The sequence below is a fragment of the Methylobacterium amylolyticum genome, assembly GCF_030700245.1.
Lineage (GTDB): Bacteria > Pseudomonadota > Alphaproteobacteria > Rhizobiales > Beijerinckiaceae > Methylobacterium.
In genome coordinates this window covers 1-24720 of record NZ_JAUYZI010000016.1, presented here as the reverse complement: position 1 = coordinate 24720, position 24720 = coordinate 1, and the positions used below count along the sequence as shown (strand labels likewise).

Below are 24720 nucleotides of genomic sequence, written 5' to 3'. Positions count from 1 at the left end.
TACCGACCTCTCGGCGAGGCGGCGCGTCTACCGGCCGACGCCGCCGAACCGCAGCACCGCCTGCTCCAGATAATCGATCGCGTCGACGAGATGCCGGCGCGCGGCCGCGACCGCATCGGCCTCGTCCGGCGGCGTCTCGGCGAGCTTGACGGCGGCGATCAGCACGCGGTCGCGCTCGTCCTCGATGCGCGCATCCCGCGCGACCCTGCCGCGGACATCGGCGTCGAACGCCTCGATCACCGCCCAGGGCAAGGCGTCCTTCGAGACCGAACCGGGGAAGGCCTCGGCCCGGCGCCGCGCCGTTCCGGCGGCCTCCGCGACGCGGTCCGCGAGCGTGCCGGCCATGTCGAACCTCGTCCCTTCCGAGCCTCGCGCCTACACGCCCCCGGTTCGACCGTCCATGGCCCGGCCGCGTCATGCGGCGGTGTGACCAGCCGCGAATCCGCGCCGGGCGGGGATCGGAACAGGGCCATCCCGCCGGGGTTTGCGGAGCATCTGACTCAGGCATCGGCGGAGGACAAGATGGGCGCACCCGGCAACCTCAAGGAGGTGTATCTCGACGAGATGCAGGACCTGTGGTCGGCAAACGACCAGATGGTCCGCGCCGTCCAGCAGCTCGGCGGCAAGGCCAGCGACCCGAAGCTGAAACAGATGCTCGAACAGGCGGTCGGCGGCATCCAGAAGCACACCGATGCGCTGAAGAGCCTGATCCAGGCCAACGGTGGCGAGACCAAGCCCGAGCACTGCAAGGGCATGGAGGGCTTGGTCGCCGAGGCGCTCAAGCACGGCGTGCAGGAGGCGTCCGGCGACGGCCGGCTGCGGGATTGCGCGATCCTCGCCCAGTACCAGCGCATGACGCATTACGGTCTCGCCGGCTTCGGCACGGCTGCGGCCTACGCGAAGGCGCTGGGACGGCAGGACGATGCCGCCAAGCTCAAGCAGGCGGTGTCCGAGATCTACAAGGGCGACGAGATCGCCAGCCAGCTCGCGGAAACCGTCGAGAAGGCCGCGGCCTGAGGGGCTCCCGGCCCGCACCTACGGCTTTGAAGGCGGACCGGCCCGACGCGGCGGCGCAAGCAGCGCCGCCGCGTCGGGCCCCTCCCCGGATTGGGCCACGAGCGATCAGGATCGAGGAACGCGATGACCGACGACGAGAAGGCGCCGCAGAACCGCGCGCGAAGCTCCGATCGCCGGGGACTCGACGGGATTGAGCCCGGCCGCACAGGCGGCGCGAGTCGGGACCGCAAGCCCGCGCCGGATGCCGGGGCCGACGACGCGCCGGGAGCCGAGACCAAGGCCGGGGATCGGCCGCCCCGGATGTAGGGCCATCCGCGGCGCCCCCGCTCGGCGCGCATCTGCGAACAAGGCGGCGCACACATCGTGGAAACATGCGGCGGCGATCCTCGCACCGTGTCGAGAGGCGGGCGCGATGACGTGCGGGATGGGGTCGGCGGTCGGGTGCGGGCTCGTGCTGGCGGGCCTCGCGGCCGACGGCTGCATCGCGCGGCGCTGGCTCGCGGCGGGTAGACCGGCTCCGTTCGACCCCCTCGCCGTGCTGGCCTTCGCCCTCCCGGCGGCCGGTCTCGCGCTGATGGCGGCCGTGGCGGCGTGAGTTCGGCCCGCCAACCGGGGCCCAAACCGGCGCTGAATGCGCATCCCTTTCGACCGAGATCGCTCGGGCGGAGCAGCGATCTCCGCGGGGCCGGAGCGATGGTCCACGCTCCGGTCCGCCCCCTGCGGCAAACTGCGCCACAATCCCTGGACGGACGATGGAACGTCACCGGCACGGTCGCGCTTGTCGAGCGGGCGGGATGCCGGTGGGAGGACGCGATGCGGGTGTTTCAGGTGCGGCAGACGACGACGGGCGCGATCCTCTGGACCGGAGCGGCCGCCGATCCGCTGTCCGCCTTGGACGCGATGGCCCACGAGGCCGGCTACTACGACCACTCGGACATCCCCGAGCACATGCGCGCCGGCGGCCTTCAGGCCGAGGAAGTCCGCGTCTGACACGCCATCCGATTGAAGGGATCGCGGTCGTCTCCGCCCGCCGCTGCGAGCGGGGCGAACAAACCCGGCGGCGCCACGTTCCGTGAGGTCGCGCTGCCCGGGCCACTCCGCTGTCGTGGGCGCGGGGGCAGCCGAGCGGTTCAACGGGAGGCGGTGTGATCCCGATCGGCTTGTGGGTTGGCCGGCGATGGGAGATGCCGATCGCCGGCCGGGAGATCCGATCGTGTACGGACGCGGCGTCGGCGCCGCGTCCGGATCGCTTATTCCGCCGCCGTCCGCCGCCCCGTCCTGGGCTTGCGGGCCTTCGGCGCGTCGCTCTCGGTCTCGGTCTCGGCGGGCGTCTCCGGTGCGGCCTCGCGGCGCGGTCGGCCCAGGCCGAGGCTCCTGGCGAGGGCTGAGCGCGCCTCCGAGTAGCTGGGCGCGACCGCCGGGTAATCCAGCGGCAGGCCGTAGCGCTCACGGTAGGCCTCGAAGGTGAGCCCGTGCGTGCCGAGATGGCGCTTCAGCGTCTTGTAGGGCTTGCCGTCGACGAAGCTGACCAGCGCGTCCTGTGTGATCGACCGCTTGATCTGCGCGGGGGTCGGCTTCTCGATCGCCGGCTCGGCGGCGGTCCCGCGGTCGAGACCGACGAGGGCCGCGTAGGTGGCGGCGATCAGGGCCGGCATCTCGGCAACCGGGATCGAGTTGTTCGACACGTAGGCAGCGACGATATCCGCGGCCCACTCGGTCAATTGACCCTGCTGAGGTGATGTTGGCTCGTCCATCTCATATCCTCGCTGCGCGCTGTGCGACTGAGATGCCCCTGTGTCGGGCTGGTCAACCGGAACGTCTTGCCATAGGTGCGCGGGCAGAAATTACCAACAGGTAATTGCATCCAGCCGATACAATCCGGCGCCGCATCGCGCTTTTTTCCGCCGCAAGCCATGACTTGCGAAGCTGCATCCCGATGCTCGTCCGAGCGGCCGTCCGAGCGGAGTACGGATCGCGCACCGGAAAGGGTCCGGGTCGACAGGCACCGATCCGGTCCGGACCGCTCGCTCGACCGCTCGGACGTGTTGCGATGCTTGCGGAAGACTTGCAGATCCTTGCTCGTGTGCGGACGGCCGCAGGGTCCCGGCGCGCCCGTCGGGCGAATGTCCGGCACTTCGCAGGCGCGGCGGGCAAGCATCAGGATTCATCGACGTCCGGTTGGCGACGGACCGGTTTTCATCGCTTTCGGGAAGACATCGTTGACGGATGCTTAGCCATGCATTCCGGTCAGATCGGTTCCGCGCCCAGATTACCCAATTTTAACTTGCGTTCGTCGGATGCATTGCGGATGCGGAGTGGGAGGGCGCATTCAGGAGCCGACATGACCGAAGAAAATGCAGGGCTCAGCCCCGACTTCATCGCGCTGACGAGCGAGATCGTAGCGGCCTACGTCTCGAACAATCACGTCGCACCGGCGGACCTGCCGGCGCTGATCACGCAGATTCACGCCGCGATCGGCGGCCTGGCCTCGGGCCGGCCGGCGGTCGTGGCGGAGGCGCCCGTCGAGAAGCCGAGCACGGCGCAGATCCGCAGGTCGATCCAGCCCGAAGGCATCGTCAGCTTCATCGACGGCCGGACGTACAAGACCCTGAAGCGGCACCTGACGGCGAACGGCCTGACGCCGGAGGGCTACCGGACCCGCTACGGGCTGCCCGTCGACTACCCGCTCGTGTCGCCCTCCTACAGCGAGCAGCGCTCGAACCTCGCCCGGGCGATCGGTCTCGGCGTGCCCGGCGCGCGCGCGGACGTGGTCGGACAGGAGCCGAAGGGCGCCCGCAAGGCCGCCTGAGCTGATGGGAAGCCGGCCGGGCGCGGCGTCGTCCCGGCGGGATCCGTCCTGCGGGCGTCAGACGCGCCGTGGCCACGTGTCGATCACGGCGTCCCCGGCCCGCAGCTCGACCCGATGCGCGTGCGCGTCGTCGCGCGACCGGCACAGGTCGATGGCCGAGGCGAACCGGATCCGGGACGCGGCCTCCGTCTCGACATCCTCCGCGTTCACCGCGTGCGCGTCCCGGAAGGTGATCACCCGGAACGGGGGCGGCTTCAGACCGCTGGCTTCCATGGGCCGGTCCCTCCGGTCGCGCCGTGTTCGGTCGTGCGGCGTCCGGGCGGATGCCGCCCGGATCGCGACGGTTCAGCCGGCGCCGTGGCCGCCCTTCCGGTTGTCCGGCTGCGGCAGCGGCGGCCTGTTGTCGTAGCCGCCGCTCTCCGGTCCGACATCGCTCTCCGGCTCCGGAGAACCGGGCGCGTGCGGGCCGCTGCCGCCGGCCGCGGGCCGCCGGTCGGGCTCGGCCGGCTTGACGGGCGGCACCGTCCCGAACGCCTCGCGGGCTGCATCGACATCCTGACCCATACCGTCCTCCGTGCCTGGACACCCCGGTTCAAGGCATGGGCGCCCGGGCGTGTTCCCGGGCGCGCGGCAGGCGGCGGCCACTCGGCGGGCGCCGCACCGCTCAGCGCAGGGCGTCGGGCCGGCCGCGCATCGGATCGGGGCGCCGCGCCGGACGGCTCACGAACCGCGACCCGCCGAGCAGGAAGCGCCAGGGCGTCTCGGCGCCGCGCGTGATCCCGATCCGCCTGTCCGCGACGACCGAGGCTGCCCCCTCGCGGCGCGCGAAGCGGAACGGCGCGCGGTCGAGCGGCCACCCGTCCAGCGCGCCGGTGACGCCGAGCGCCTGGCAGAGGCGGCCGGGGCCCGCGCAGAGCAGCCGCAGCTCGCTCACGCCCCGGCGCGCCCGCATCCCGTCGAGATCCTCCGTGGGTTCGAGCGCGCGCAGGAGCACCGCGCTGCCGGGCTCGCAGACGAGGTTCAGGCACCAGTGCAGGCCGTAGGAGCGGTAGACGTAGGCGTGCCCGGGCGGGCCGAACATGCTGGCGTTGCGGGCCGTGGGTCCGGCGAAGCTGTGGGAGGCCGGATCGGTCCGGTCGTAGGCCTCGGTCTCGACGATCACGCCGCCGGCCGCGCCGACGAAGATCCGCGCGCCGACCAGATCGCGCGCGACCGCCGCGGCGCTCCGGGCGAAGAAGGTCTCGGGCATCGTCGCTCCCATCCCCGCGCGCTCCGAGGAGCGTCGTACCAAATCCGGTCGACCGCCTCGCGCCGCGCGGATCAGGCGAAGCCGTAGAGCTCGGCCGGGTTGTCGACCAGGATCCGGTCGCGGGCGGCCTCGCTGGGCGCCCAGGCGGCGAGCAGGTCGAACAGGCGGGCGTCGTCGGGCATGTGCTTCTCGCCGCGGTGCGGCCAGTCGCTGCCCCAGACCACGCGCTCGGGTGCCGCCGCGGCGAAGGCCCGGGCGATTGCGGTGGCGTCGGCGTAGTCGGGGGGCCCGCTCGCCGTGTTGAGGTAGGCCCCCGACAGCTTGATCCAGGTGCGGCCCCCGTCCAGCAGCCGGCGCACGACCGCGAAGGCGGGGTGGTCCACGCCCTGGCCCGGGGGCAGGCGCGCGAGGTGGTCGATGACGAGCGGCGTCGGCAGCCGGGACAGGACGGGGGCGAGTTCGACGATCCGGTCGCCGGTCGCGTAGATCTGCACGTGCCATCCGAGCGGATGGACCTTCTCGGCCATCGCTTCGAGGCGCTCGGCCGTCGTCGGCCCCCAGGATTGCGGCGTGCCGAAATTGACCCGGATGCCGACCGCGCCGCGCGCCGCCATGTCCTTCAGCGCCGCCTCGGACACGTCGAGGTCGACGACCACGACCGCCCGCGCCGACGCGCCGAACTGCGCGACGCCGTCGAGGGTCGCGCGGTTGTCGGTGCCGTAGGTCGAGGGCGTCACCACGACCACCCGGCTCGTGCCGATCCGCTTCTGGAACCGGCGATAGGCCGCCACGTCGGCATCCACCACCGGCTCGCCCTTCCAGTGGCTCGACGCGGGGAAGCGGGTCGAGAAGATGTGGATGTGGCTGTCGCAGGCGTTCGGGGGCACCCGCGTCCGCGGCGCCTCCGTGCCCGACGAGAACGGGACGGGCTCCGGACCCTTGGCGCGGACGGCGCGGGTGCCGGCTGCCATCGCGGCGGCGATCAGGCCGCCGGCCCCCAGCACCGTCCGCCGGGACGGGCGCGCCGCGCCCACGGGGGCGTCTGTCCGGGATGGGTTCATGGACGCGTCTCCTCTCTGCGAACGCTGGGATCGGATCCGGGCGGGATCAGAAGCGGTAGAGCTCGGCCGGGTTGTCCGCGAGGATGCGCGCCTGCACCCGCGGGTCCGGCGCCCAGTTCGCGAGCAGGTCGAGCAGGACGGCGTCGTCGGGCTTCGCGTCGGCGGGCGATGTCGGGTGCGGCCAGTCGCTGCCCCACACGAGGCGCTCGGGGGCGAGGGCGACGTAGGCGCGGGCGAGCCGGCTCCGGTCGCCGTAGGTCGGCGGGCCGACCTTGGACAGGATGTAGGCGCCGGTGAGCTTCACCCAGGCGCCGCGCGTCTCGATCAGGTCGGCGATCACCCGGAAACCCGGGTGGTCCGGCCCGGCCGGCTCCGGGAGGTGCCCCATGTGGTCGAACACGACCGGCACCGGCAGGCCCTTCAGGACCTCGGCGAGTTCGACGATCTTGTCGCCGTCCGACACGAGCTGGATGTGCCAGCCGAGATCCGCGATCCTGCGGGCGACGGGGACCATGTCGTCCATGGAGGCGCCGCCGGGCAGCCGCGTCCCGAACCGTACGCCGCGGATGCCGGCGGCGTCGAGGCGCTTCAGCTCCTCCGCGCTCACCGTCGCGTCGAGCATCGCCACGCCGCGGGCGGACGCGCCGAACGCCTTCACGGAGTCCACGAGGAGCCGGTTGTCGGTCCCGTAGGTCGAGGGCTGCACGACGACGTTCCGGGTCAGGCCGAGCCGGCGCTGGAGCGCCCGGTACTCGTCGACGCTCGCGTCCGGCGGCCGCAGGGTCGCGCCCGGGGCCGGGGGGAAGCGCGCGTCGTAGATGTGGTGGTGGCAGTCGCAGGCGTTCGGCGGCACGGCGATCGTCGGGCGTTCCGTGCCCGACGACCAGCGCACGGCCTGGGCGGAGGCCGGCCGCGCCCCGGCGGCCAGCGCCGCCCCCGCCAGCATCGCCAGATACGTGCGGCGCGTCGTCGTGGTGCTCGTGCTCATGGGGCTTCCGTTCAGGCGTGGGAGAAGAGGGGCTGCCCCGGGGCCGGCATCCGCGCGGTCAGGATGCTGCCGGTCTGGGATTCGGTGATGAACAGGGTGGCGCCGTCCGGCCCGCCGTAGGCGACGTTGGTCGTCGAGATGCCGGAGGGCGCCATGACGCGCAGCACCGGCTCGGCGACCGGCGACAGCCGCCAGATCGACCCGAAGCCGGTATGCGCGACGATCAGGCAGCCCTCGGAATCGAGGGCGATGCCGTCCGGACCGCCCAGCCCGCCGTGGAGCTGCGCGAAGACGCCGACCTTCGCCACGAGCCCGCTGGCGTTGAGCGGGATGCGCCAGATCTGCTGGGCGCGCGTGACGGCGATGAACAGGCTCGACATCGCCGTGTCGATCACGATGCCGTTCGGGCTCGGCACCGTGTCGATCAGGCAGGTCAGCTCGCCGGACGGGCGCAGGCGGTAGACCCGGCCGGTCGGGTCCTGGAGGCCGGTCTGGCCCTGGTCGGTGAAGTAGAGGTCGCCGTTCTGCGCAAAGGTCAGGTCGTTGACGCCGCGGAACCCCTCCGAGCCGGCCGTCTCCAGGAACGGCGTCACCGCGCCCGTATCCGGGTCGAGCAGCATCAGGCCGCGCTTGTAGCAGGTGATGAAGATCCGCCCGTCGCGGTGGATCTTCATCCCGTTCGGCCAGCCGTCGTACTCCGCGACGAGCTCCCACTCGCCCTGCGCATCGATCCGGAAGATCCGCCCGTACGGGATGTCGGTGACGTAGAGCCGGCCGGCGCGGTCGAAGACCGGTCCCTCCAGGAAGGAGTCGATCGCGTGGCCGCCCCGGTTCGCGTTCGCCCAGGCGGTCGGGCGGGCGTTGCGGAAGCGGTCGGGCAACCGGGTGAACACCTCGGCCGTCACGGCCGGCGGGGGGGCGAAGAACGACATGGTCCGTCCTCGGAAGGGGTGGCGGGGTTTGGGAATGGGGCTGCGGCGGCGCGACCGCGGGCTCAGGCGGCGAGGGCGGCGGCCTGCGTCTCGCGGGCATGCGCCCGGCTGATCAGGATCACGCTGACCGCGGCGGCGGCGTCGAGCGCGGCGACCGGCAGCATGCCGAGGGCGAAGCTGCCGGTGGCCTCCCGCACGAGGCCGACGACGTTCACCATCAGGCCGCCGCCGATCAGGTTCGCGATGGCGTTGATCCCGGCGAGGCCCGCGGCCAGGGTGCCGGCCGACAGCCAGCCCGCCGACAGGGCCCAGAACGGCCCCTTGAAGGCGTAGGCGCCCACCAGCGCGCAGGACACGGCCACCACGGTGGTGGTCAGGCCGCCCGAGGCGCTCAGGTAGGTGAGGCCGCAGGCCGCCAGGAGCAGCGGGATCGCGGTGTGCCAGCGGCGCTCGCCGCTGCGGTCCGACCGGCGCCCCCACAGGACCATCAGCACCGTGGCGATGCCGTAGGGGATCGCGTTGACGAAGCCGGTCTGGAGGTTGGTCAGACCGAACGCCTTGATGATCTGCGGCTGCCAGACCGACAGGGTGCTGCCGGTCGCCGACGCCCCCGAGCAGACCAGCGCCATGGTGAGGAAGTACTTGTTGCGCGCGAGCTGCCAGAGCGAGATGTGGCCGATCGGCTTCTTGCGCGCCGCCTCCTCGTCCAGGCGCCCGACGAGCCAGGTGCGCTCCGCGTCGCCGAGCCACCGGGCCTCCCGCGGCTTGTCGGTCAGCACGAACAGGCAGGCGATCCCGAGGAGGACGGTGGGCACGCCCTCCAGCACGAACAGCCACTGCCAGCCCTTGAGCCCGAGGGCCCCGTCGAGTTCGAGCAGCGCCACGGAGAGCGGCGAGCCCAGGAAGGTCGCCAGCGGGATCGAGACCGTGAAGGTGGCGAGGATCCGCGCGCGGTACGCGCTGGGCAGCCAGTAGGTCAGGTAGAGGATCGCGCCCGGGAAGAACCCGGCCTCGGCCGCGCCGAGCACGAAGCGCATCGCGTAGAGCGAGTACGGCCCGGTCACGAGGGACATGCCGATGGTGACGAGGCCCCAGGTGATCATGATCCGGGCGATCCACCGCCGCGCCCCGACGCGCTGCAGGGCGAGATTGCTCGGCACCTCGACCAGGAAGTACGAGACGAAGAACAGGCTCGCCGCGAAGCCGAACATCGCGGGCGTGAGCCCGAGATCCTTGTTCATCTGCAAGGCGGCGAAGCCGACATTCACCCGGTCGAGCAGGGCGAAGAAGTAGCAGAGCATCAGGAACGGCACGAGGCGCAGGATGACCCGGCGCATCGTCGTCTTCTCCAGCGCGTGCGCGCCGTCCTCGGAGACACTCACGTCACAACCTCCCCATGACATCGTGTTGCGGCTCGCGTGACGGTCGTCGCCCGTAAGCCTGTCGCTCTTGAGCCTGTCGCTATGCGCGTCGGCGCGGGTCAGATCCCTTCGCAGCCGGCGTCCCGGAGGGCGCGCTCGACCCAGGACCGGTCGACGGTGCCGGCCAGGATGGCCGCCATGGTCTGCGCCTCGCCGCGCTGCTTCTTGTCGGCGGCGGCGTGGACCGCCTCGGTCTGGTCGAAGGGCACGCAGACGAAGCCGTCGTCGTCGCCGACGATCAGGTCGCCCGGCTCGATCACCATGCCGTCGATGGCGATGGTGGCGTTCACCTCGCCCGGCCCGTCCTTGTAGGGGCCGCGGTGCGTGACGCCGGCGGCGAAGACCGGGAACGGGTTGGCGCGGATCCAGCCGAAGTCGCGGACCGCCCCGTTGATCACGACGCCCGCGACGCCGATCTTCTGGGCGTGGGAGAGCATCAGCTCGCCCATGATCGCGTTGGTCAGGTCGCCGCCCGCGTCGACGACGAGGACGTCGCCCGCCTTGGCGCGGTTGAGGGCGGCGTGCACGAGCAGGTTGTCGCCCGGGCGCTGCCGCACGGTGAGCGCGGCGCCGCACATCCCGCCCCCGGCGTGGAGCGGCCGCAGGCGCGGGCCGCCGTGGGCCATCCGGTTCATCGAGTCGCTGATGTTGGCGACCGCGATGCCCTTGAACCTCTCGACCGTCGCGGCGTCGACCGCGCGGGCGCGCGGGTGGATCCTGAACCCGATCGGCATGGTGTCCTCCTTCTCGATGCGTCGCGGATGTCGGCGGCCGGTCAGGCCGGGTCGGCGGGCTTGAGGCCGGCCTTGAGCGCCATGGCCTCGACGGCCTCCTGGTAGGTGCGCGGTACGACGCCCTTGAAGTGGTCCTTGAGGCCGAGGCTCTCCTTCCAGCGCAGCCGCTGGGCCACGGCGCGGGCCATGATCGGCTCGACCCCGGCATCGGCCACGGCGTCCGCCGACATCTCCAGCTCCTCGGCGCGGCGCTTGGCGTGGATCACGCCCGACGGGGTCAGGCTCTGGACCGTGTCCATCCACGGCCGCGCCAGGGTCTTCGCGGCGGAGGCGAGGACCACCTCGTCGATCCCGTACTGGCGGGCGGCGAGCAGCATCTCGTCGGTGAGCGCCTCGATGCCCTTGATCAGGACCGAGCGGATGATCTTGATGCCCGAGGCGGTGCCGAGCACCGGGCCCGTGAATTCGATCTGCATCCCCCACGGGACCAGGAGATCGCGCACGCGCTCGCCGGCCGGGCCGCTCGACAGCATGCGCATCGCGTAGCCGTGCAGCGGCGTGCCCTCGATCGAGCCGTCGCCGAGCAGCGCGCCGCTCGCCGCCAGGGTCTCGGCGACCGTCGTCTTGATCTTCGGGGTGGCGGAGGCGAAGTCGAGGAAGGTGTGCCGCTCGGTCAGGACCGGGGCGAAGGCCGCCGCGCTCTCCAGGGAGGACGCGCCGGGCGTGACGCTGACGATCAGGTCGGCGGCCGCGGCGAGCTCCGCGTTCGAGCGCACGAGGGTGACGCCGGCCTCCCGCGCCCGGCCCTGGATCAGGTCGGCGTAGGGCCCGTCGAAGGCGTACCTGTCGTAGCAGGCGATCGCTTCGAGGCCCGCCCCGCGCAGGCCCGCCCCGAGGGTGCTGCCGATCTCGCCGTAGCCGACGAGGCCGAGCCTGAACTGTTCGCGGTTCGCCATGATGTGCTCCTCCGTGTGATCCGGGTCAGTGCCGCGCTTCGCGCGGGCGGCGTGGTTCGGTGAGGGGGTCGATCCCGTCGGACGCCGAGCGGTCGGCCGAGCGGTCGGCCAAGCGGTCGCGCAGGATCTCGACGGGGTGGGGCAGCCGGACGCCGTCGACGATCTTGGCCTGGCTGCGGCACGAGTAGCCGTCGGCGAGGAGGCGCCCGGTGCGGCCCTTGTCGGCCACGTGCCCCGCCCAACTGAGCCCGTAGATGCGCTCGGACGTCGCCCGGTGCTCGGCCTCGTGGCCGTAGGTGCCGGCCATCCCGCAGCAGCCGGAGGGCAGCACCGCGAGGTCGAGCCCGAAGGCCGCGAAGACCGCGGTCCAGGCCGCCGTCGCGGCCGGTGCGGTGGTGCGCTCCGTGCAGTGCGGCAGAAGCCAGAAGGCTTCCCGGCCCGCCGCGCGCGGGGCGCGGTCGAGGCGGTCCGCGAGCCATTCCTGGACGAGCTGGACGCGCGGCACGTCGTGCCCCGGCAGGGCCTGCCGATACTCCGCGCGGTAGGTCAGCGTCATCGACGGGTCGAGGCCGACCAGGGCGACGCCGGTCGCCGCGAGGCGGCCGAGATCGGCCGCGTTGGCCGCCGCGAGGCGCTCGAACCGGCCGAGGAAGCCGTGGACGTGCAGCGGCTTGCCGTTGGGGCGGTAGGGGGCGAGCCACGGCCGGACGCCGAGCGCGATCAGGAGGTCGAGCAGCGCGAGCAGGACGGGCGTGTCGTAGTGGCTCGTGAACGCGTCCTGGACGACGACGACGCTCGTCAGGCGCTCGGGATCGGTCAGCCGCGCCAGGGCGTCCGGGGTGGCGCGGGCGACGCCGCGGCGGGCGACCTCGCGGTCGAGATCGAGACCCGACAGCCTGGGCGCGTGGACGAGCCCGATCGCGCGCGCCACGCCCAGGCCGGTCGCGCCGTTGACCAGCCGCGGCACCCGGGCGAGCCGCGGCGCCAGCGCCTCCAGCGCGGCGACGGCGTGGTGGCGCGGGGGCCGCAGGTAGCGCCCGTGGTAGAGTTCGAGGAACTTCGCCCGGAAGGTCGGCACGTCGACCTTGATCGGGCACTGCCCGACGCAGGACTTGCAGGCGAGGCACCCGGCCATCGCCTCGTGCACCGCGTGGGAGAAGTCGTCCCGCCGCCCGCGCACGGTCGCCGCGAGGCGGCGCGGGAAGCCGCGCCAGCCCGGCCGGGCGCGCAGCCGGCGCGCCTCCTCCAGCGGGTCGCGGCCCTCGGTGGCGAGGCGGCGCAGCCACGCGCGCATCAACTGGGCGCGGCCCTTGGGGCTGTGCCGCCGCTCGCGCGTGCCCTTCCAGGACGGGCACATCGCGTCGTCCGGGTCCCAGTTGAAGCAGGCGCCGTTGCCGTTGCAGTGCAGCGCCTCGTCGTAGCCGGCCCGGACATCGGCCGGGATCGCGCGGTCGGCGGCGCCCTTGGTCGGCACGCCGTCGACGGTGAGGAGCGCGGCCCCGTCCGGGGCGGCGATCTTGCCCGGGTTGAACTGGTGGCGCGGGTCGAAGGCGGCCTTGATCGCCTGGAGCACGGGGTAGAGGGGGCCGAAGAACCGGGGCGAGAACTCGGAGCGCACGCCCTTGCCGTGCTCGCCCCAGAGCAGGCCGCCGTACTTCTGCGTCAGCGCCACCACCTCCTCGGTGACCGCGCGGACCGTCGCCTCGGCGCCCGGGGCCTTCATGTCGAGGGCGGGCCGCACGTGCAGCACGCCGGCATCGACGTGGCCGAACATGCCGTAGACGAGGCCGCGGCGGTCGAGCGCCGCGCGGAATTCGGCGATGTAGTCGGCGAGGTTCTCGGGCGGGACGGCGGTGTCCTCGACGAAGGCGACCGGCCGGGCGTCGCCCTGCATGTTGCCGAGCAACCCCACCGCCTTCTTGCGCATGCCCCAGATGCGGGTGACCGCGTCGACCGCCTCCGGGGGTGCCAGCCGCACGCCGTCGCCCTCTGCCTCGTCGCCGTCCTCAGCCAAGCGCTGGCTTCCCTGCGCGCCCGCACCGAACGCGCGGGCGGCCTCGCCGCCTGGCGTCATTGGATCGGCCGCCGCCTCGCGGGCAACGGTGTAGCCGCGCCGCCCACCGCTGCGGCCCTTGCGGTCGAGCAGGCCGGTCACGGCGGCCAGCCGGACTTCGAGGTCGGCGGGCGTCTCGGCCAGCACCTCGACGAGGTTGACGCCCGCGGCCGGCCCTTCCGCGTCGTCGGGGAAGTAGGCGCTGACCTCGTGCCAGACGCCATCGCCGCGGGCGAGGTCGAGCACGCGGGAATCGACGGTCTCGATCGAGGCCGGCCCCAGGGCGGCGAGCGCACGCGCGTCGCGGAGCGCCGCGTCGAAGCCGTCGTAGCGGACGTTCACCAGCGCGGCGTGGCGCGGGATCGGCAGGAGGTTGAGGGTCGCCTCGGCGAGGAAGCCGAGCGTCCCCTCCGAGCCGCACAGGACCGCGTTCAGGTCGAACAGGCCGTCGGCGCGGCGGATATGGGCGAGGTCGTAGCCGGTGAGGCAGCGGTTGAGGGGCGGGAAGCGCTCGGCGATGAGCGCCGCGTTCGCGCGCTGGAGCCGGTCCACCTCCCGGTGGATGGCACCCGCCCGGTCGGGCCGGGCCTGGATCGCGGCGAGGGCGGCGTCGTCGAGGGGCCTCGAATGCCAGACCGTCCCGTCGGACAGGACCGTCGTGAGTTCGAGCACGTGGTCGCGGGTCTTGCCGTAGAGGCACGAGCCCTGGCCGCAGGCATCGGTGGAGATCATGCCCCCGATCGTCGCCCGGTTCGAGGTCGACAATTCGGGTGCGAAGAACAGCCCGTGGGGCTTGAGCGCCGCGTTGAGCTGGTCCTTGACCACGCCCGCCTCGACCCGCGCGGTGCGGCGCACCGGATCGATCGCCACGATGCGGTTCATGTGCCGCGACAGGTCGACCGCGAGCCCGTCCGTCAGGGACTGGCCGTTGGTGCCGGTGCCGCCGCCGCGCGGGGCGACCCGAACCTCGGCGAAGCGCGCCTCCGCCAGCAGCGTGGCGATCCGCACGAGGTCGTCGAGGCCCCGCGGGAAGGCGACCGCCCCGGGCGTCATCTGGTAGATCGAGTTGTCGGTCGACAGGACCGTCCGGTCGGCCGCGCCCAGGGACAGGTCCCCCGCGAAGCCCCGCGCCCGCAGCTCGGCGCAGAAGCTCGCGTAGACCGGCGGAGCCGCGGGTTCGAGGGGCAGGCGGGGGATCATGGCGCTCAGGCCGGGATCGCGGCGGGGAGATCGGCCCGCCGGACGCGCTGGCCGAAGACGACCATCAGGCTCGCACCCACCAGGAGGAAGCCGGCCACCAGGAGAAGCGGGGCCGTGAACCCGCCCGACAGGTCGCGGACGAGGCCGATCAGGTAGGGGCCCGCGAAGCCGCCGAGGTTGCCGATCGACACGATCATCGCGATGCCACCCGCCGCCGCGCGGCCGGTGAGGAAACCCGACGGGACGGCCCAGAAGGTCGCGACGAAGGCGTTGATCCCGGCGACCGCGACGCAGAGGGCGGCGATCGTCAGCGTCGGCGTGGGCGTGAAGGCGCTGGCGAGCAGGGCGGCCGCGCCGACGAACAGGGCGATGGCGGGATAGATCGTCCGGTCGCGGCCCCGGTCGGACATCCGGCCCCAGGCGACCATCGCCACCGCGCCGCAGACGTAGGGGATCGCCGTCACGAGGCCGACGCTGGCGGTGTCGAGGCCGAGCTGCTTGATGATCTGCGGCAGCCACAGGCCGATGCCGAGCGACCCGACAATGGCGCAGAAGTTGATGATCGCCAGCGTCAGCACGCGCCAGTTCCGCAGGGCCTGGCCCAGCGTGAGGTTGTGCTTCTTCTCGATGGCACTCTTCTCGGCGGCCAGCCGGTCGACCAGGAAATCGCGCTCCGGCGCGGTTAGCCAGCGCGCCTTCTCGGGCTTGTCGGTCAGCACGAACAGGCAGGCGATGCCGAGCAGGACGGCGGGCGCCGCCTCCAGGATCAGGAGCCACTGCCAGCCCTTCAGGCCGAAGCCCTCCAGTTGGACGAGCGCCCCCGAGAGCGGCGAGCCGACGATGTTCGCGACGGGGATGCCCAGCAGGAACATGGCGGTCGCCCGGGCCCGGACGGCGGCCGGGAACCACAGGCTCAGGTAGAGGAACACGCCGGGGACGAACCCCGCCTCGCCGAGGCCGAGCAGGAAGCGGGCGATCCCGAACTGCACCGGGCCGGTCACGAAGGCGGTCGCCGCCGAGACCAGCCCCCAACTGATCATGATCCGGGCGATCCAGATCCGGGCCCCGACCCGCATCATGATCAGGTTGCTCGGGATCTCGGCGATGAAGTAGCCGAAGAAGAACAGTCCGGCGCCGATCCCGAACGACGTGGCGGTGAGGCCGATATCCTTGTTCATCGTGAGCGCGGCGAAGCCGACATTCACGCGATCCAGGTAGCTGACGACGTAGCAGACGAATAGGAACGGCAGGATCCGCCGCATCATCTTGCGAAAGAGCGCGGTCTCGTCGACCGCCGGCGTTCGGGCGGGTGCCGCCTCGAGCGAGCGTGCCTGCATCATGACGTTGCCTCCGAGCAATTTTTGAAACGTCGTTTCGTTTTTGAATGACGCTGATTCTGCCGGAAGTCAAGCGCCGCGAGGCCGGCCGTGACTTGGCCACCGGGCCCTCGATCGGCGCGAATGAAGTCGCCGCCGGTCGCGGGATCCAGCAAAGCTGTGCAGTTCGGCGCGAGATCCGTCGCACCGGGCTCGCCGGGCGGCGTCGCCCGCCAGCCCCGCCGCGACGGGTGCCGCGCGGTGGGCGAAGAGCGCCGCGCTGCGCCGGCCCGGCCCCCTCGCCTGCCGCGCGAGGGCGCGGGTTCTTGGTCGGACGACCGGCGACGGTTATGGGTCGGCCGATACCGCCGAGTCTGGGGAGGGCACGGACCGATGAAGGAGGCTCGAACGAGGCCCAAGCTCGAAGGCGTCGCCTCGGCCGACCGGGTCCTGACGGTCCTGGCCGCGTTCCGGCGCGGCGACGACGCGCTCGAACTGTCCGAACTCGCCCGCCGCACGGCGCTCGTGAAGAGCACCATCATGCGGCTGTGCATCTCGCTCGAGAAGTTCGGCTTCATCGAGCGCCTGGACGACGGGCGCTACCGCCTGGGCGTCGAGGCCGCGCGCATCGGCTCGGTCTACCAGCAATCCTTCGCGCTGGAGGAGCGCATCGTCCCCGTCCTCGACCGCCTCGCCGCCGAGTCCCTGGAGACGGCCTCGTTCTACATCCGCCGCGGCGATCAGCGGCTCTGCCTGTTCCGGGCCGACTCGCCCTCCCCGCTCCGGATGCACGTCCGACCCGGCGACATGCGCCCGATGGACGAGTCGGCGATCGCGCGGGTCCTGGCGGCGTTCGGCGACCGCAAGCGCTCGGCGCGGACCGGCATCGCGCTGCCGGTCTACACCGCCGGGATCACCGACCCGCACGTGGCCTCCCTCGCGATGCCGGTGTTCGGCTCCGGGGAGCGGCTCCTCGGGGCCCTGGCGCTCTCGGGGCCCCTGTCGCGCCTGACCGAGGACCGGGCGGACGGCCTGAAGCCGCGGCTGCGGGAGGCGGCAGAGCGCCTGTCCGCGGAGTTGGGCGCGGAACTCTGATGCCCTGAAGCCGCCCTGGAGCGGTCCAACCCGACACACGGCTCGGGTCGGGGCGCGGACGCTCGGTAGCGAGGCCACACGGACCGGCGACCGGCGGATACTCGGATCAAGCATCGTCGATCGGGACCGTCGGCAATCAATACGGCAAAACAGCGTTCAGTATCCGTAAATAGAATTTTACCAAACAATCCGCCGCGCACGCAAAATTCACCAGCCCGATCGTGATTTCCGTTCCAAATTCCGAGAGGGCCTGCTAGGAACGGGCGGCTCGTGGTCTGATTTTACTTTCATCGAGGAGCGATCGGTGGGCCTGCCATCTCCGCAACAATTGGACGAGCTCTCCAGCAAGATCAGCGCCGTCAAAGGACAATGCAACGGCGCGTGGCCGAAGTTCAAAGGCGTCATGAAGACGCTCACCGAGGTGGGCGTCCCCACGGCCCTGCAATCGGGCGTGACGGGGCTCGCCAGCCTGGGCGGCATCTCGAGCGGCCTGCAAGTGGGTGCGAGCGTCAACGTCCTCGGCACGTCGGTCCTGGCCGGCACGACGATCGCGCCGATCGGTGCGGCCCTGGCCCCCTGGATCGGGGCGGCGACGGTGGCCGTCCAGGCCGGAAAGATCTTCGATCTCTACGACCTGATGGAGGACGCGCAGAAGCAGGGCTCCTCGTCCGTGCGGTACACGTGCGGCTGCGGCACATGCGCGAAGAACATCCAGTACGTCATCGACAAGAAGGAGAGGAACGTCGCCGTCGTCGCGACCTCGATCTTCACGTTCGGCGCGGTCGGGATCGGGAAGAAGATCCACTCGATCGGCAAATGGGCCTACTCGAAAGGCGTCGGCGAGGAGCGGCCCAAGGAAAAGGTCTGCAAGGCCCTGATCGAGTCGGGGCGCAACGGCTGCACCGCCGCCATGGGGACGATCTTCCTTCTCTCCGGTTCGTGGACGTTCATGGGCAGCCGGGACCGGCAGACCATGGCGGCGGCCGTCGCGACGCTCGTCTCGGAGGACGGGTGGGAGAAGCTCAAGGGCAACTGGTGAACGTCTCCGGACGCGCGGCGCGGGCCGTCGTCGACGCTTCGACGCGGAGCGGTCGGCCCAGGCGACGCCGGGGCGCGGGCCCGCCCGCATCCGGTCGATCCCGCCGACGCGCCTGCGTGCGCGCAATGGGCGCGGGAGCCGGCCCACCGGCGAGCGGTTGTCGGACACCCTCCCCGCTCGCGGCCGGCCGCGCTGTGACCGCGCCGCGACCGAACCGGACGACACGATGGCCGAGCCACAAGTCCGCCTGCTGATCGCCTTCTACTCGCGCACCGGCTCGGTCGAAGCCCTGGCGGTCGCCGCCGCCGAAGCGGCGCGCGGCGCCGGGGCCGCGGTGCGTCTGCGCCGGGCGCGGGAAGTCGCGTCCGCCGAGGACATGACCAAGGTCGAGGGCTGGCGCGAGGAGGCGGACCGCCAGAACGCGCTCTACCCGGCCCCCACGCACGACGACGCCGAGTGGGCCGACGCGATCCTGCTCGGCACGCCGTCCTATTTCGGCGCGCCGGCCACGGAGTTGAAGAACGTCCTCGACCGGCTCGGGCCGCAGTGGAAGAAGGGCGCCCTGTCGGGCAAGGTCGGCGGCGCCTTCGCCACCGCCTCCTTCCCGCACGGCGGCTCCGAGGTGGTCACGCTGGCGCTCTACGCGCCGATGGCGCATCTCGGCATGATCATCGTGCCGACCGGCTACACGGACGAGGCGATGCTGGAGGCGGGCTCGCCCTACGGCGCCTCGGCCATCGTCGGGGGAGCAAGGGCCACCCGCGGTCCGAGGATCTCGACGCGGCTCGGCATCAGGCGCGGCACACCGTGGCGATCGCCCGTGCCCTGGTCGCGGCGGGCGAGATGCCCAATCGCACGGACGCCTGAGACCTGCCGCCCCAGCCCCCCGGACCGGCCGCATCGACGGGAGCCCTTCGTCGGCGTCCGGCCCAAGGGCACGTCCAGGCAGCGCCGCCGCCGAGTCCACATGACGCGGGAAACGGCACACAACTTCGCCACGATCCGGGCGCTGCCTGCCGGTCAGGACGGCGCCGCCCCCGCGGCGGTCGCCGTGCCCCGGAGGATGTCGCGTTGCTGAAGACTCTGCTGGCGCTCTTGACCGTCTTCGCCGTCGTGGCGCTGCACGGCCTGCTCAAGCTGCCGACGCTGCCGTTCCGCGCGGTCCGCGGCCTGTTCCGGCCCGCCTCCGTCCGGGCCGCCGCGCGCCCGATCGGCTCCTGACCGGATCCCCCGGCGGGCGGTCCGGACGGATCGCCCTCAGTCCTTGAAGATCCCCGCGCCGACATCGGCGAGCTCGTCGCGCTGCTCGGCGCACCATTGCTGCTCGCCGACCGCCTTCACCTCGTCGAAGCGACGCGCCAGCTCGTCCTTGAACGCGGCGTCCGCCCGCGCCCGGCCGAGCACCTTGGCGGCGACGTCCCGGGTCGTCTGCGAGATCCGCAGGGCCGTGGTGCCGTCGATGGCGTAGTGCTTCGGGCAGAACGTGATGATGGCCGCCTGGGCGCTGGCGGTCCGGAGCAGGGCCAGGGCCTGATCCGCGTCGGCCTGGGCGCGGGCCGGCACGGCGTGCAGGCTCGCGACGAGGGCCGCGCTGGCCAGGAACGCGGCACGGGACGGGGCGGTGGAGGCTCGGCGGTGCACGGGTTCCGTCCTGACGTTCGCCGCCGTCACGCTGCGGCGTCGATTCCAGCAAGCCGCCCGGAGCCGCCCTGTTCCGGCGCGCAGGCCGGCCGCGGCGCTGAGACGGGTCAAAGGCGTCCGTCCCTCAGACGAAGTGCATCGGCAGGGCGAGGCTGACGAGCTGGACATAGGCGCCGACGAGCAGCGCGGCCGCGGGGCCGACGACGCCGCCGAGCAGGACGATGCGGGACGCGAGGGGCATGGTGATCTCCATCGGTTCGGCGGCCACCGCCGCCATGGCCGAGATCTACGCTCAAGCTGTCCGGCCCGATGTGTGACGGGACACGCGGGCTGCGAAGCGTGTTAACGCGGGCCGCACGGCCGGACGGACCTGAATTCGCGCGTGGCTCGGGTCCGGTTCGAACGGGGAATTCAGGAGTGCCGGGTTACCCGTGAGGCCGGAGAGCGGATTCGGGAGGGACGGATGAGCATCACGCGCCGCGGCCTCGTCGGAGGCGCCGCGACCGCTGCGGTCCTCGTGCCCCTGCGCGTGCGCGCGCAATCGGAGGATGCCCGGCGCCGGGCCCTGGTCGATCAGGTCCGGCAGGATTACGGGCTGCCGGGCTTGACGGTGGCCCTCGCGGCCGGCGGAAAGGTGATCTTCGAGGCGCAGAGCGGCGTCGCCGACACCGCGACGCGGGAGCCCGTCACCGGCCAGAGCCTGTTCCGCATCGCGAGTTGCACCAAGCCGTTCACCTCCGCGGCGATGATGCTCGCGGCCTCGACCGGCAGGCCCGACCGGGCCGATCTCGACCAGAAGGTGTTCGGCGCCGGCGGACTCCTGGCGGAGCTGGACGTCCCGGGCATGCGGAACGGCTGGGAGGCGATCACCGTCCGCCAGCTTCTCACGCACACCGCCGGCTGCCCGACGAACGACGGCCGCGATCCGATGTTCGCCCCGGCGCTGCGCAATCTCGGCGACGCGCCGTTCATCCGCGAGGTCGCCACGTCGCGCTGCCTGAACCAGGAGATGCCGCGCGACGGCGCCTGCCCCAGGACCAGCCCCGGCCTGCAATACGCGTACTCGAACTTCGGCTTCTACCTGCTCGGCGCCATCATCGGCCGGGCGGCCCTGCGCTGCGACGCCCCGCAGCCCGACGCGCCCGCCTGCGAGGTGGCGGGCCCCTACGGCCGGTTCGTGCAGGAGATGGTCCTGAAGCCGCGCGGCATCCACGGGATGCGGCTCGCGCGCAACGGCGTCCGGCTGCCGAACGAGGTCGTGTACTACGGCGAGAACGGCGAGAATCCCTACGGCTTCAACATCACCCGCATGGCGGCGCACGGGGGCTGGGTCGCGACGGCGCACGACGTGGCGCTGTTCGCGGCGACCGCCCTGCAGGGCCTGCCGGAGGCCATGGAGCAGCGGATGGCGACGCCGACGCCGCAATCGCTGGCCGCCGGACAGCCCTACGGCGAGGGTTGGCAGCTCGGCGGCAACCCGCCCTACAATCTGTGGCACAACGGGTCGCTTCCGGGCACGACCTCGATCCTCTGGCGGCAGCCCAACGGCCGCTCCTACGCGGCGATGACGAATCTGCGGACCGGCCGCACGGTCGGCGGACGCAGCCTCCTCACCGCGATCGACCAGCTCGGCTACCAGCTCTTCACGGTCTGAAGCCCTGTCCGGCGCCCGCGCCGACCCGGCGAGCGCCCGGGCGGGCTACTCGGGGGCGGGCTACTCGGGGGACGCCGCCTCCTCCCCGTCCCGGATCCCCAGCGCGGCCTTCTCGGCGAGCATCGTCCGGATGGCGGCGCGGATCAGCGCGGCGTGCTCGTGTTCCGGGCGCCGGTGCACGTCGAGCATGGCGCGCCGGTAGCGGGCCTGGATCGCGGCGAGCTGCGTCGGCAGGCCGACCTTGGCGGGCTTCTTCGCGGGCTGTTTGGAGGGCTTCTTGGCGGGCATGGCGCCAGAGTAGGACGGGACGCCGGCCGGTCCAGGGGCGGCCGGGCGCGGTCGGGCGGTCCTCGTCGGGGCCCGGATCAGTTCTGGGCGACGAACCCCGTGCCGTTCCAGTACCGGACCGACTTGCACACCTGGTAGCCGAACCGGCCGCACTCGCTGCCGTTCAGGTCGAGCACGACGGCCGGCTTGCCGTTCCGCGTCCTGAACGCGATCTTCTGGACGTTCTGGTTCAGGGCCTCGACGTAGCCGCCCGGCGTGGAGGCGAAGACCTGCGTCAGGCAGCCGCCCGACCCGCATTTCATGTGGCCGCCGGTCGGGCACGAGACGCCGGCATACGAGATGACGTAGTCCGGAAGCCCGTCGCCGGTCACGTCCTGCCTGCGCAGGAAGCCCTTGCCGATCGTGGCGGGCGCGCCGCCGCAGGATGCCTTCACGTCGCGAACGGCCGCCGCCACCGGCGGGGGCAGGCTGTCGGCCCGGGCCGGGCAGCACGCGAAGGCTGCGACGAGCACGGCGAGACTGGATCGCAGCATGGCGGGATCTCCGTGGAGGAGCGGCGGTCGCGAGCCGGTCACCGTGCGCCGGTCACCGGCCCGGGATCCGGCTCACTCGTCGTCGATGTCGGCCGGCGAGCCGGGCGGCAGGGGCGCGTCGCCCATCACGCCGGGATCGCCGTAGTTGAAGGGCGGTCCATCGAAGCCGACCACCCCGTCGGGGTTGTCCGGCGTCACGTTCGGGTCGACGGGCCGCCTGAGGCCGTCGCGGTCGAGGCGCCGCTCGACCCTCTCCATCCGCTTGAGATCCTGCTGGACCGGGATGTCCTGCGCCGAGGCGAGCGCCGGGGCGCCGAGAAGGGTGAGGGTGGTGAAGATCAGGGGCTTCATGGTCGATCTGCCTATCGCGTCCGCGTTTCTCGAAACTTCGGATCTTCGCCCGCGGCGTGCCGATCCGGCCGGGCACATCATTTTGGCGGCGCGCAGCGGTCGCCCCGCAGCAGCGCCCACTCCTCGCAGACGCGGCCGTCGGCGAAGCGGCAGTAGCCGATCTGGCCGCCCTTGCCGTTCCGGATCTCGGTCGCGCCGCCGCGCGCGACGCAGTTCACGGCGGCCGGGTTCGCGAGCCCGCTCGGACCACCCGGGGCGCCGGGCTGGCCGGCCCCGCACACGCCGACGTTCAGGCAGAGACCGAAGGCCGCCAACAGGGATCGAACCCTCATCCCAGTCAGCCCTTCGCCAGGAGACGCCCGGTCGAGCATCCCGCCCTGCATCCGGTCGAGACGGCGTCGGATCGGGTCGCGCCGCGATCACTGCATCGCCGTGCCCGACCTGTCCAGACCGCGATCCGTCGCTGAGCCGACGTCCCGGGCCCCAAAACTGTGGAGGGATGGAATTCGCGGACCGCAGAGGCAGCGCAGCCACATCTCGGCGCCGCCCGGAGGTCGTGGCCCGCGCGCTGTTCGGGTTCGTGCGGGGCTCATGGGGCGTCGATGCGGAAGACACGGGCCGTCGCACGACGGCAGATCGGCGGCCGCGCCCCGTTTACAGTTCATCGGAACGCCGCGCTCGACCTGTTGCTCGCGACGACCCATTGCGGCTACGCTTTCGCGCCTCAGAACCGTACGGTGCACTGAGGGGTCGCTGCACGCCGCCCGACCGGGCGGGTGTCGAGCTGGGAGGGATCGATGTTCGACCGCAAGACCGTGAAGGGTTTCTGTTTCGGGATCGCGACCGCCGCCGGAGTCACCTCGGCGCTCTACGCCGGCTTGGCCGGGGCCCAACCGTTCCAGCCGCACATGGACGCCGCGCTCTCCGCGCTCAGCACCGCGCGGCAGCAGCTCGAAGTCGCCACGCCGAACAAGGGCGGGCATCGCGAGCGGGCGATCAGCCTCGTCAACGCCGCCATCGAGCAGGTCCAGGCCGGCATCGCCTACGCGGACTGACCGGTCGCACGCCCGTCGCCGCGCGCCGGAGCGCTCACGCGGCGACGGACCCCGGCCAATCTCGGCACCGCGCCGAACCGATCGGCGCCGGCCCCGTTGCCTGCCGAGGAGCGCGCGATGAAGAACCCGGCCCTGAGCCTCTGGATGTCCACCGCCAACCGCGCCGCCGGCTGGTGGATGGGCCACGCCACCAATGCCGTCCGCCGTCAGCAGCGCGCGGCGCTGGCCGAGATGACGCGGGCCGCGACGGGGGCGAAGCCGAAGCGCAAGCCGCGCCCGGGACCGAAGCGCCGCACCCGCTAGGACGCGCCCGCCAGCGCGCGCCGGGGCGCCGCCTCGGTTCCGACCCCGTCACCGCGCGAGAAGGGCCGGGACGCGGCGCAGCGCATCCGCGCGGGCCGCCGGATCGGTGCCGACATGGGCCACCCCCGTGCCGGTCGCCGTGTAGGCGAGGCCGCGCCGCGCGCGGACCGGCAGGTTCGGGTGGTCGAAGTCGTGGCAGGCGCCGGGATAGACGGTGATCCCGACCGGCTCGCCGCGGGCCTGCGCCGCGGCGGCCAGCGCTCGGCAGGCCTCGGCACCGGTCCAGTCGTCGGCGCCCCCGACGAGGATGTGCAGCGGCACGCCGTCCCGCCATCCGCTCTCGGCCGCGCGGCGGCACCCGGGATAGAACGCGACGGCCCGGGCGAAGGGCGGCCCGGCGGCCGGGTCGCGGGCGCCCGCCGCTGCGGCGTAGAGCACGGTGGAGCCGCCGTTCGACCAGCCGAGGAGCGACACGGCGTGCGGATTCACGTCGGGCCTCGCCTGGAGATAGGCCAGCCCTTTCAAGGTGTTTGCGCTGGCCCCAAGTCCTTGCGATGACGGGCACATCGGACGGATTGGGGCCACTCTGGGGCGCTGTTCTGGAGCGGTTCGAGCAGCAGGCGCCGGCCAGCGTGATGGCGCGCACGCTGCTGGAACAGGCGTTTCCGGCGCCCTGGCTCGACGCGGTGTTCGCGCAGCATCGCGGCCGCCAGTACGAGCGCACCTTGCTGTTCTCGACGGTGGTCGAGCTGATGATGCGTGTGGCGGTGGGGTTGCAGCCTTCGCTGCACGCGGCAGCCCGGCAGGCGGAGCCTCTGCCGGTGTCGCTGACGGCGCTGTACGACAAGCTCAAGCGCACCGATCCGGACCTGCTGGGGGCGCTGGTGCGCGCGAGCGCCGAGCGGCTCGGCCCGGTGCTGCCGGCGCTGGGTCCGAGCCCGGTGCGGCTGCCGGGCTACGCGATCCGGATCCTCGACGGCAACCACCTGCCGGCCAGCCAGAAGCGCCTGAAGGCCCTGCGCGGC

The 24720-nt window shown here is 72.5% G+C and carries 32 protein-coding genes; 13 read left to right on the top strand and 19 right to left on the bottom strand.

Features of this window, described 5'->3' with window-relative positions:
• Positions 1 to 27: 27 nt before the first annotated feature.
• Entirely contained in the window at positions 28 to 345 is a 318-nt protein-coding gene (locus Q8W71_RS13215; RefSeq protein WP_305525841.1) for a hypothetical protein, read from the bottom strand.
• A gap of 177 nt (positions 346 to 522) precedes the next feature.
• On the opposite strand from Q8W71_RS13215, the gene Q8W71_RS13210 reads away from it, so the two are divergent.
• From Q8W71_RS13210 to Q8W71_RS13195, 4 genes are all read left to right on the top strand, one after another.
• Positions 523 to 1017, top strand: coding sequence for a ferritin-like domain-containing protein (locus Q8W71_RS13210; protein WP_305525840.1), 495 nt, complete (start codon positions 523 to 525; stop codon positions 1015 to 1017).
• 123 nt (positions 1018 to 1140) lie between these two features.
• Positions 1141 to 1323 carry a hypothetical protein gene (locus Q8W71_RS13205; RefSeq protein WP_305525839.1) on the top strand — a complete coding sequence of 61 codons (183 nt, stop codon included), beginning with the start codon at positions 1141 to 1143 and terminating at the stop codon, positions 1321 to 1323.
• Between the two features lie 118 nt (positions 1324 to 1441).
• The gene (locus Q8W71_RS13200) at positions 1442 to 1612 is read left to right on the top strand and encodes a hypothetical protein (protein ID WP_305525838.1); all 171 of its coding nucleotides are present in this window, start codon (positions 1442 to 1444) and stop codon (positions 1610 to 1612) included.
• 218 nt (positions 1613 to 1830) lie between these two features.
• Positions 1831 to 2007 carry a hypothetical protein gene (locus tag Q8W71_RS13195; protein ID WP_305525837.1) on the top strand — a complete coding sequence of 59 codons (177 nt, stop codon included), beginning with the start codon at positions 1831 to 1833 and terminating at the stop codon, positions 2005 to 2007.
• Positions 2008 to 2267: 260 nt separating this feature from the next.
• Here the strand turns inward: Q8W71_RS13195 and Q8W71_RS13190 are convergent, their stop codons facing one another.
• Positions 2268 to 2771: a Ros/MucR family transcriptional regulator gene (locus Q8W71_RS13190; protein ID WP_305525836.1), complete on the bottom strand. Its 504-nt coding sequence runs from the start codon at positions 2769 to 2771 to the stop codon at positions 2268 to 2270.
• 587 nt (positions 2772 to 3358) lie between these two features.
• On the opposite strand from Q8W71_RS13190, the gene Q8W71_RS13185 reads away from it, so the two are divergent.
• Complete coding sequence (locus Q8W71_RS13185; protein ID WP_305525835.1) at positions 3359 to 3826, top strand: Ros/MucR family transcriptional regulator; 468 nt, start codon at positions 3359 to 3361, stop codon at positions 3824 to 3826.
• Positions 3827 to 3883: 57 nt separating this feature from the next.
• Here the strand turns inward: Q8W71_RS13185 and Q8W71_RS13180 are convergent, their stop codons facing one another.
• The 11 genes from Q8W71_RS13180 to Q8W71_RS13130 all read right to left on the bottom strand — a co-directional run bounded on the left by Q8W71_RS13180 (position 3884) and on the right by Q8W71_RS13130 (position 15760).
• On the bottom strand, positions 3884 to 4099 hold the full coding sequence (locus Q8W71_RS13180; RefSeq protein ID WP_305525834.1) for a hypothetical protein: 216 nt from the start codon (positions 4097 to 4099) through the stop codon (positions 3884 to 3886).
• Between the two features lie 72 nt (positions 4100 to 4171).
• Positions 4172 to 4390 carry a hypothetical protein gene (locus Q8W71_RS13175; protein ID WP_305525833.1) on the bottom strand — a complete coding sequence of 73 codons (219 nt, stop codon included), beginning with the start codon at positions 4388 to 4390 and terminating at the stop codon, positions 4172 to 4174.
• A 100-nt stretch (positions 4391 to 4490) separates the two neighbouring features.
• Positions 4491 to 5075 (bottom strand): DNA-3-methyladenine glycosylase, encoded by a 585-nt coding sequence (locus tag Q8W71_RS13170; RefSeq protein ID WP_305525832.1) that lies wholly within the window; start codon positions 5073 to 5075, stop codon positions 4491 to 4493.
• Between the two features lie 71 nt (positions 5076 to 5146).
• The gene (locus Q8W71_RS13165) at positions 5147 to 6136 is read right to left on the bottom strand and encodes an amidohydrolase family protein (protein ID WP_305525831.1); all 990 of its coding nucleotides are present in this window, start codon (positions 6134 to 6136) and stop codon (positions 5147 to 5149) included.
• Positions 6137 to 6182: 46 nt separating this feature from the next.
• Entirely contained in the window at positions 6183 to 7124 is a 942-nt protein-coding gene (locus Q8W71_RS13160) for an amidohydrolase family protein (RefSeq protein ID WP_305525830.1), read from the bottom strand.
• Positions 7125 to 7135: 11 nt separating this feature from the next.
• The gene (locus Q8W71_RS13155; RefSeq protein WP_305525829.1) at positions 7136 to 8056 is read right to left on the bottom strand and encodes an SMP-30/gluconolactonase/LRE family protein; all 921 of its coding nucleotides are present in this window, start codon (positions 8054 to 8056) and stop codon (positions 7136 to 7138) included.
• 62 nt (positions 8057 to 8118) lie between these two features.
• On the bottom strand, positions 8119 to 9459 hold the full coding sequence (locus Q8W71_RS13150; protein WP_370875404.1) for an MFS transporter: 1341 nt from the start codon (positions 9457 to 9459) through the stop codon (positions 8119 to 8121).
• Positions 9460 to 9536: 77 nt separating this feature from the next.
• A complete protein-coding gene (locus Q8W71_RS13145) occupies positions 9537 to 10211 on the bottom strand; it encodes an RraA family protein (RefSeq protein ID WP_305525828.1) in 675 nt (224 codons plus the stop codon).
• A gap of 41 nt (positions 10212 to 10252) precedes the next feature.
• Positions 10253 to 11167, bottom strand: coding sequence for a DUF1932 domain-containing protein (locus Q8W71_RS13140; RefSeq protein WP_305525827.1), 915 nt, complete (start codon positions 11165 to 11167; stop codon positions 10253 to 10255).
• 25 nt (positions 11168 to 11192) lie between these two features.
• Positions 11193 to 14420 carry an FAD-binding and (Fe-S)-binding domain-containing protein gene (locus Q8W71_RS13135; protein WP_305525826.1) on the bottom strand — a complete coding sequence of 1076 codons (3228 nt, stop codon included), beginning with the start codon at positions 14418 to 14420 and terminating at the stop codon, positions 11193 to 11195.
• Between the two features lie 5 nt (positions 14421 to 14425).
• The gene (locus Q8W71_RS13130; RefSeq protein ID WP_305525825.1) at positions 14426 to 15760 is read right to left on the bottom strand and encodes an MFS transporter; all 1335 of its coding nucleotides are present in this window, start codon (positions 15758 to 15760) and stop codon (positions 14426 to 14428) included.
• Between the two features lie 369 nt (positions 15761 to 16129).
• Here Q8W71_RS13130 and Q8W71_RS13125 point away from each other — a divergent pair, with 369 nt between their 5' ends.
• From Q8W71_RS13125 to Q8W71_RS13110, 4 genes are all read left to right on the top strand, one after another.
• Entirely contained in the window at positions 16130 to 16831 is a 702-nt protein-coding gene (locus Q8W71_RS13125; protein ID WP_305525824.1) for an IclR family transcriptional regulator, read from the top strand.
• A gap of 304 nt (positions 16832 to 17135) precedes the next feature.
• Complete coding sequence (locus tag Q8W71_RS13120; protein ID WP_305525823.1) at positions 17136 to 17870, top strand: hypothetical protein; 735 nt, start codon at positions 17136 to 17138, stop codon at positions 17868 to 17870.
• Between the two features lie 226 nt (positions 17871 to 18096).
• Positions 18097 to 18948 carry an NAD(P)H-dependent oxidoreductase gene (locus Q8W71_RS13115; RefSeq protein ID WP_305525822.1) on the top strand — a complete coding sequence of 284 codons (852 nt, stop codon included), beginning with the start codon at positions 18097 to 18099 and terminating at the stop codon, positions 18946 to 18948.
• Entirely contained in the window at positions 18942 to 19091 is a 150-nt protein-coding gene (locus Q8W71_RS13110; RefSeq protein ID WP_305525821.1) for a hypothetical protein, read from the top strand. Before Q8W71_RS13115 ends, Q8W71_RS13110 begins: the two co-directional genes overlap by 7 nt.
• A gap of 36 nt (positions 19092 to 19127) precedes the next feature.
• Here the strand turns inward: Q8W71_RS13110 and Q8W71_RS13105 are convergent, their stop codons facing one another.
• Positions 19128 to 19511: a hypothetical protein gene (locus Q8W71_RS13105; protein ID WP_305525820.1), complete on the bottom strand. Its 384-nt coding sequence runs from the start codon at positions 19509 to 19511 to the stop codon at positions 19128 to 19130.
• Between the two features lie 463 nt (positions 19512 to 19974).
• On the opposite strand from Q8W71_RS13105, the gene Q8W71_RS13100 reads away from it, so the two are divergent.
• Positions 19975 to 21165 carry a serine hydrolase domain-containing protein gene (locus Q8W71_RS13100; RefSeq protein WP_305525819.1) on the top strand — a complete coding sequence of 397 codons (1191 nt, stop codon included), beginning with the start codon at positions 19975 to 19977 and terminating at the stop codon, positions 21163 to 21165.
• A 60-nt stretch (positions 21166 to 21225) separates the two neighbouring features.
• On the opposite strand, the gene Q8W71_RS13095 is transcribed toward Q8W71_RS13100, so the two are convergent.
• The 4 genes from Q8W71_RS13095 to Q8W71_RS13080 all read right to left on the bottom strand — a co-directional run bounded on the left by Q8W71_RS13095 (position 21226) and on the right by Q8W71_RS13080 (position 22669).
• The gene (locus tag Q8W71_RS13095; protein WP_305525818.1) at positions 21226 to 21453 is read right to left on the bottom strand and encodes a hypothetical protein; all 228 of its coding nucleotides are present in this window, start codon (positions 21451 to 21453) and stop codon (positions 21226 to 21228) included.
• A 77-nt stretch (positions 21454 to 21530) separates the two neighbouring features.
• Positions 21531 to 21986, bottom strand: coding sequence for a hypothetical protein (locus tag Q8W71_RS13090; RefSeq protein WP_305525817.1), 456 nt, complete (start codon positions 21984 to 21986; stop codon positions 21531 to 21533).
• A gap of 72 nt (positions 21987 to 22058) precedes the next feature.
• On the bottom strand, positions 22059 to 22337 hold the full coding sequence (locus Q8W71_RS13085) for a hypothetical protein (RefSeq protein WP_305525816.1): 279 nt from the start codon (positions 22335 to 22337) through the stop codon (positions 22059 to 22061).
• A gap of 77 nt (positions 22338 to 22414) precedes the next feature.
• A complete protein-coding gene (locus tag Q8W71_RS13080; RefSeq protein WP_305525815.1) occupies positions 22415 to 22669 on the bottom strand; it encodes a putative hemolysin in 255 nt (84 codons plus the stop codon).
• A gap of 465 nt (positions 22670 to 23134) precedes the next feature.
• Between Q8W71_RS13080 and Q8W71_RS13075 the strand changes: the two genes are divergently transcribed.
• Positions 23135 to 23392: a hypothetical protein gene (locus Q8W71_RS13075; protein ID WP_305525814.1), complete on the top strand. Its 258-nt coding sequence runs from the start codon at positions 23135 to 23137 to the stop codon at positions 23390 to 23392.
• A gap of 117 nt (positions 23393 to 23509) precedes the next feature.
• A complete protein-coding gene (locus Q8W71_RS13070) occupies positions 23510 to 23695 on the top strand; it encodes a hypothetical protein (RefSeq protein WP_305525813.1) in 186 nt (61 codons plus the stop codon).
• 48 nt (positions 23696 to 23743) lie between these two features.
• On the opposite strand, the gene Q8W71_RS13065 is transcribed toward Q8W71_RS13070, so the two are convergent.
• Entirely contained in the window at positions 23744 to 24262 is a 519-nt protein-coding gene (locus Q8W71_RS13065; protein ID WP_305525812.1) for a dienelactone hydrolase family protein, read from the bottom strand.
• Positions 24263 to 24330: 68 nt separating this feature from the next.
• Here Q8W71_RS13065 and Q8W71_RS13060 point away from each other — a divergent pair.
• On the top strand, positions 24331 to 24720 hold a 390-nt coding region (locus Q8W71_RS13060; protein WP_459251762.1), incomplete at its 3' end, for a transposase.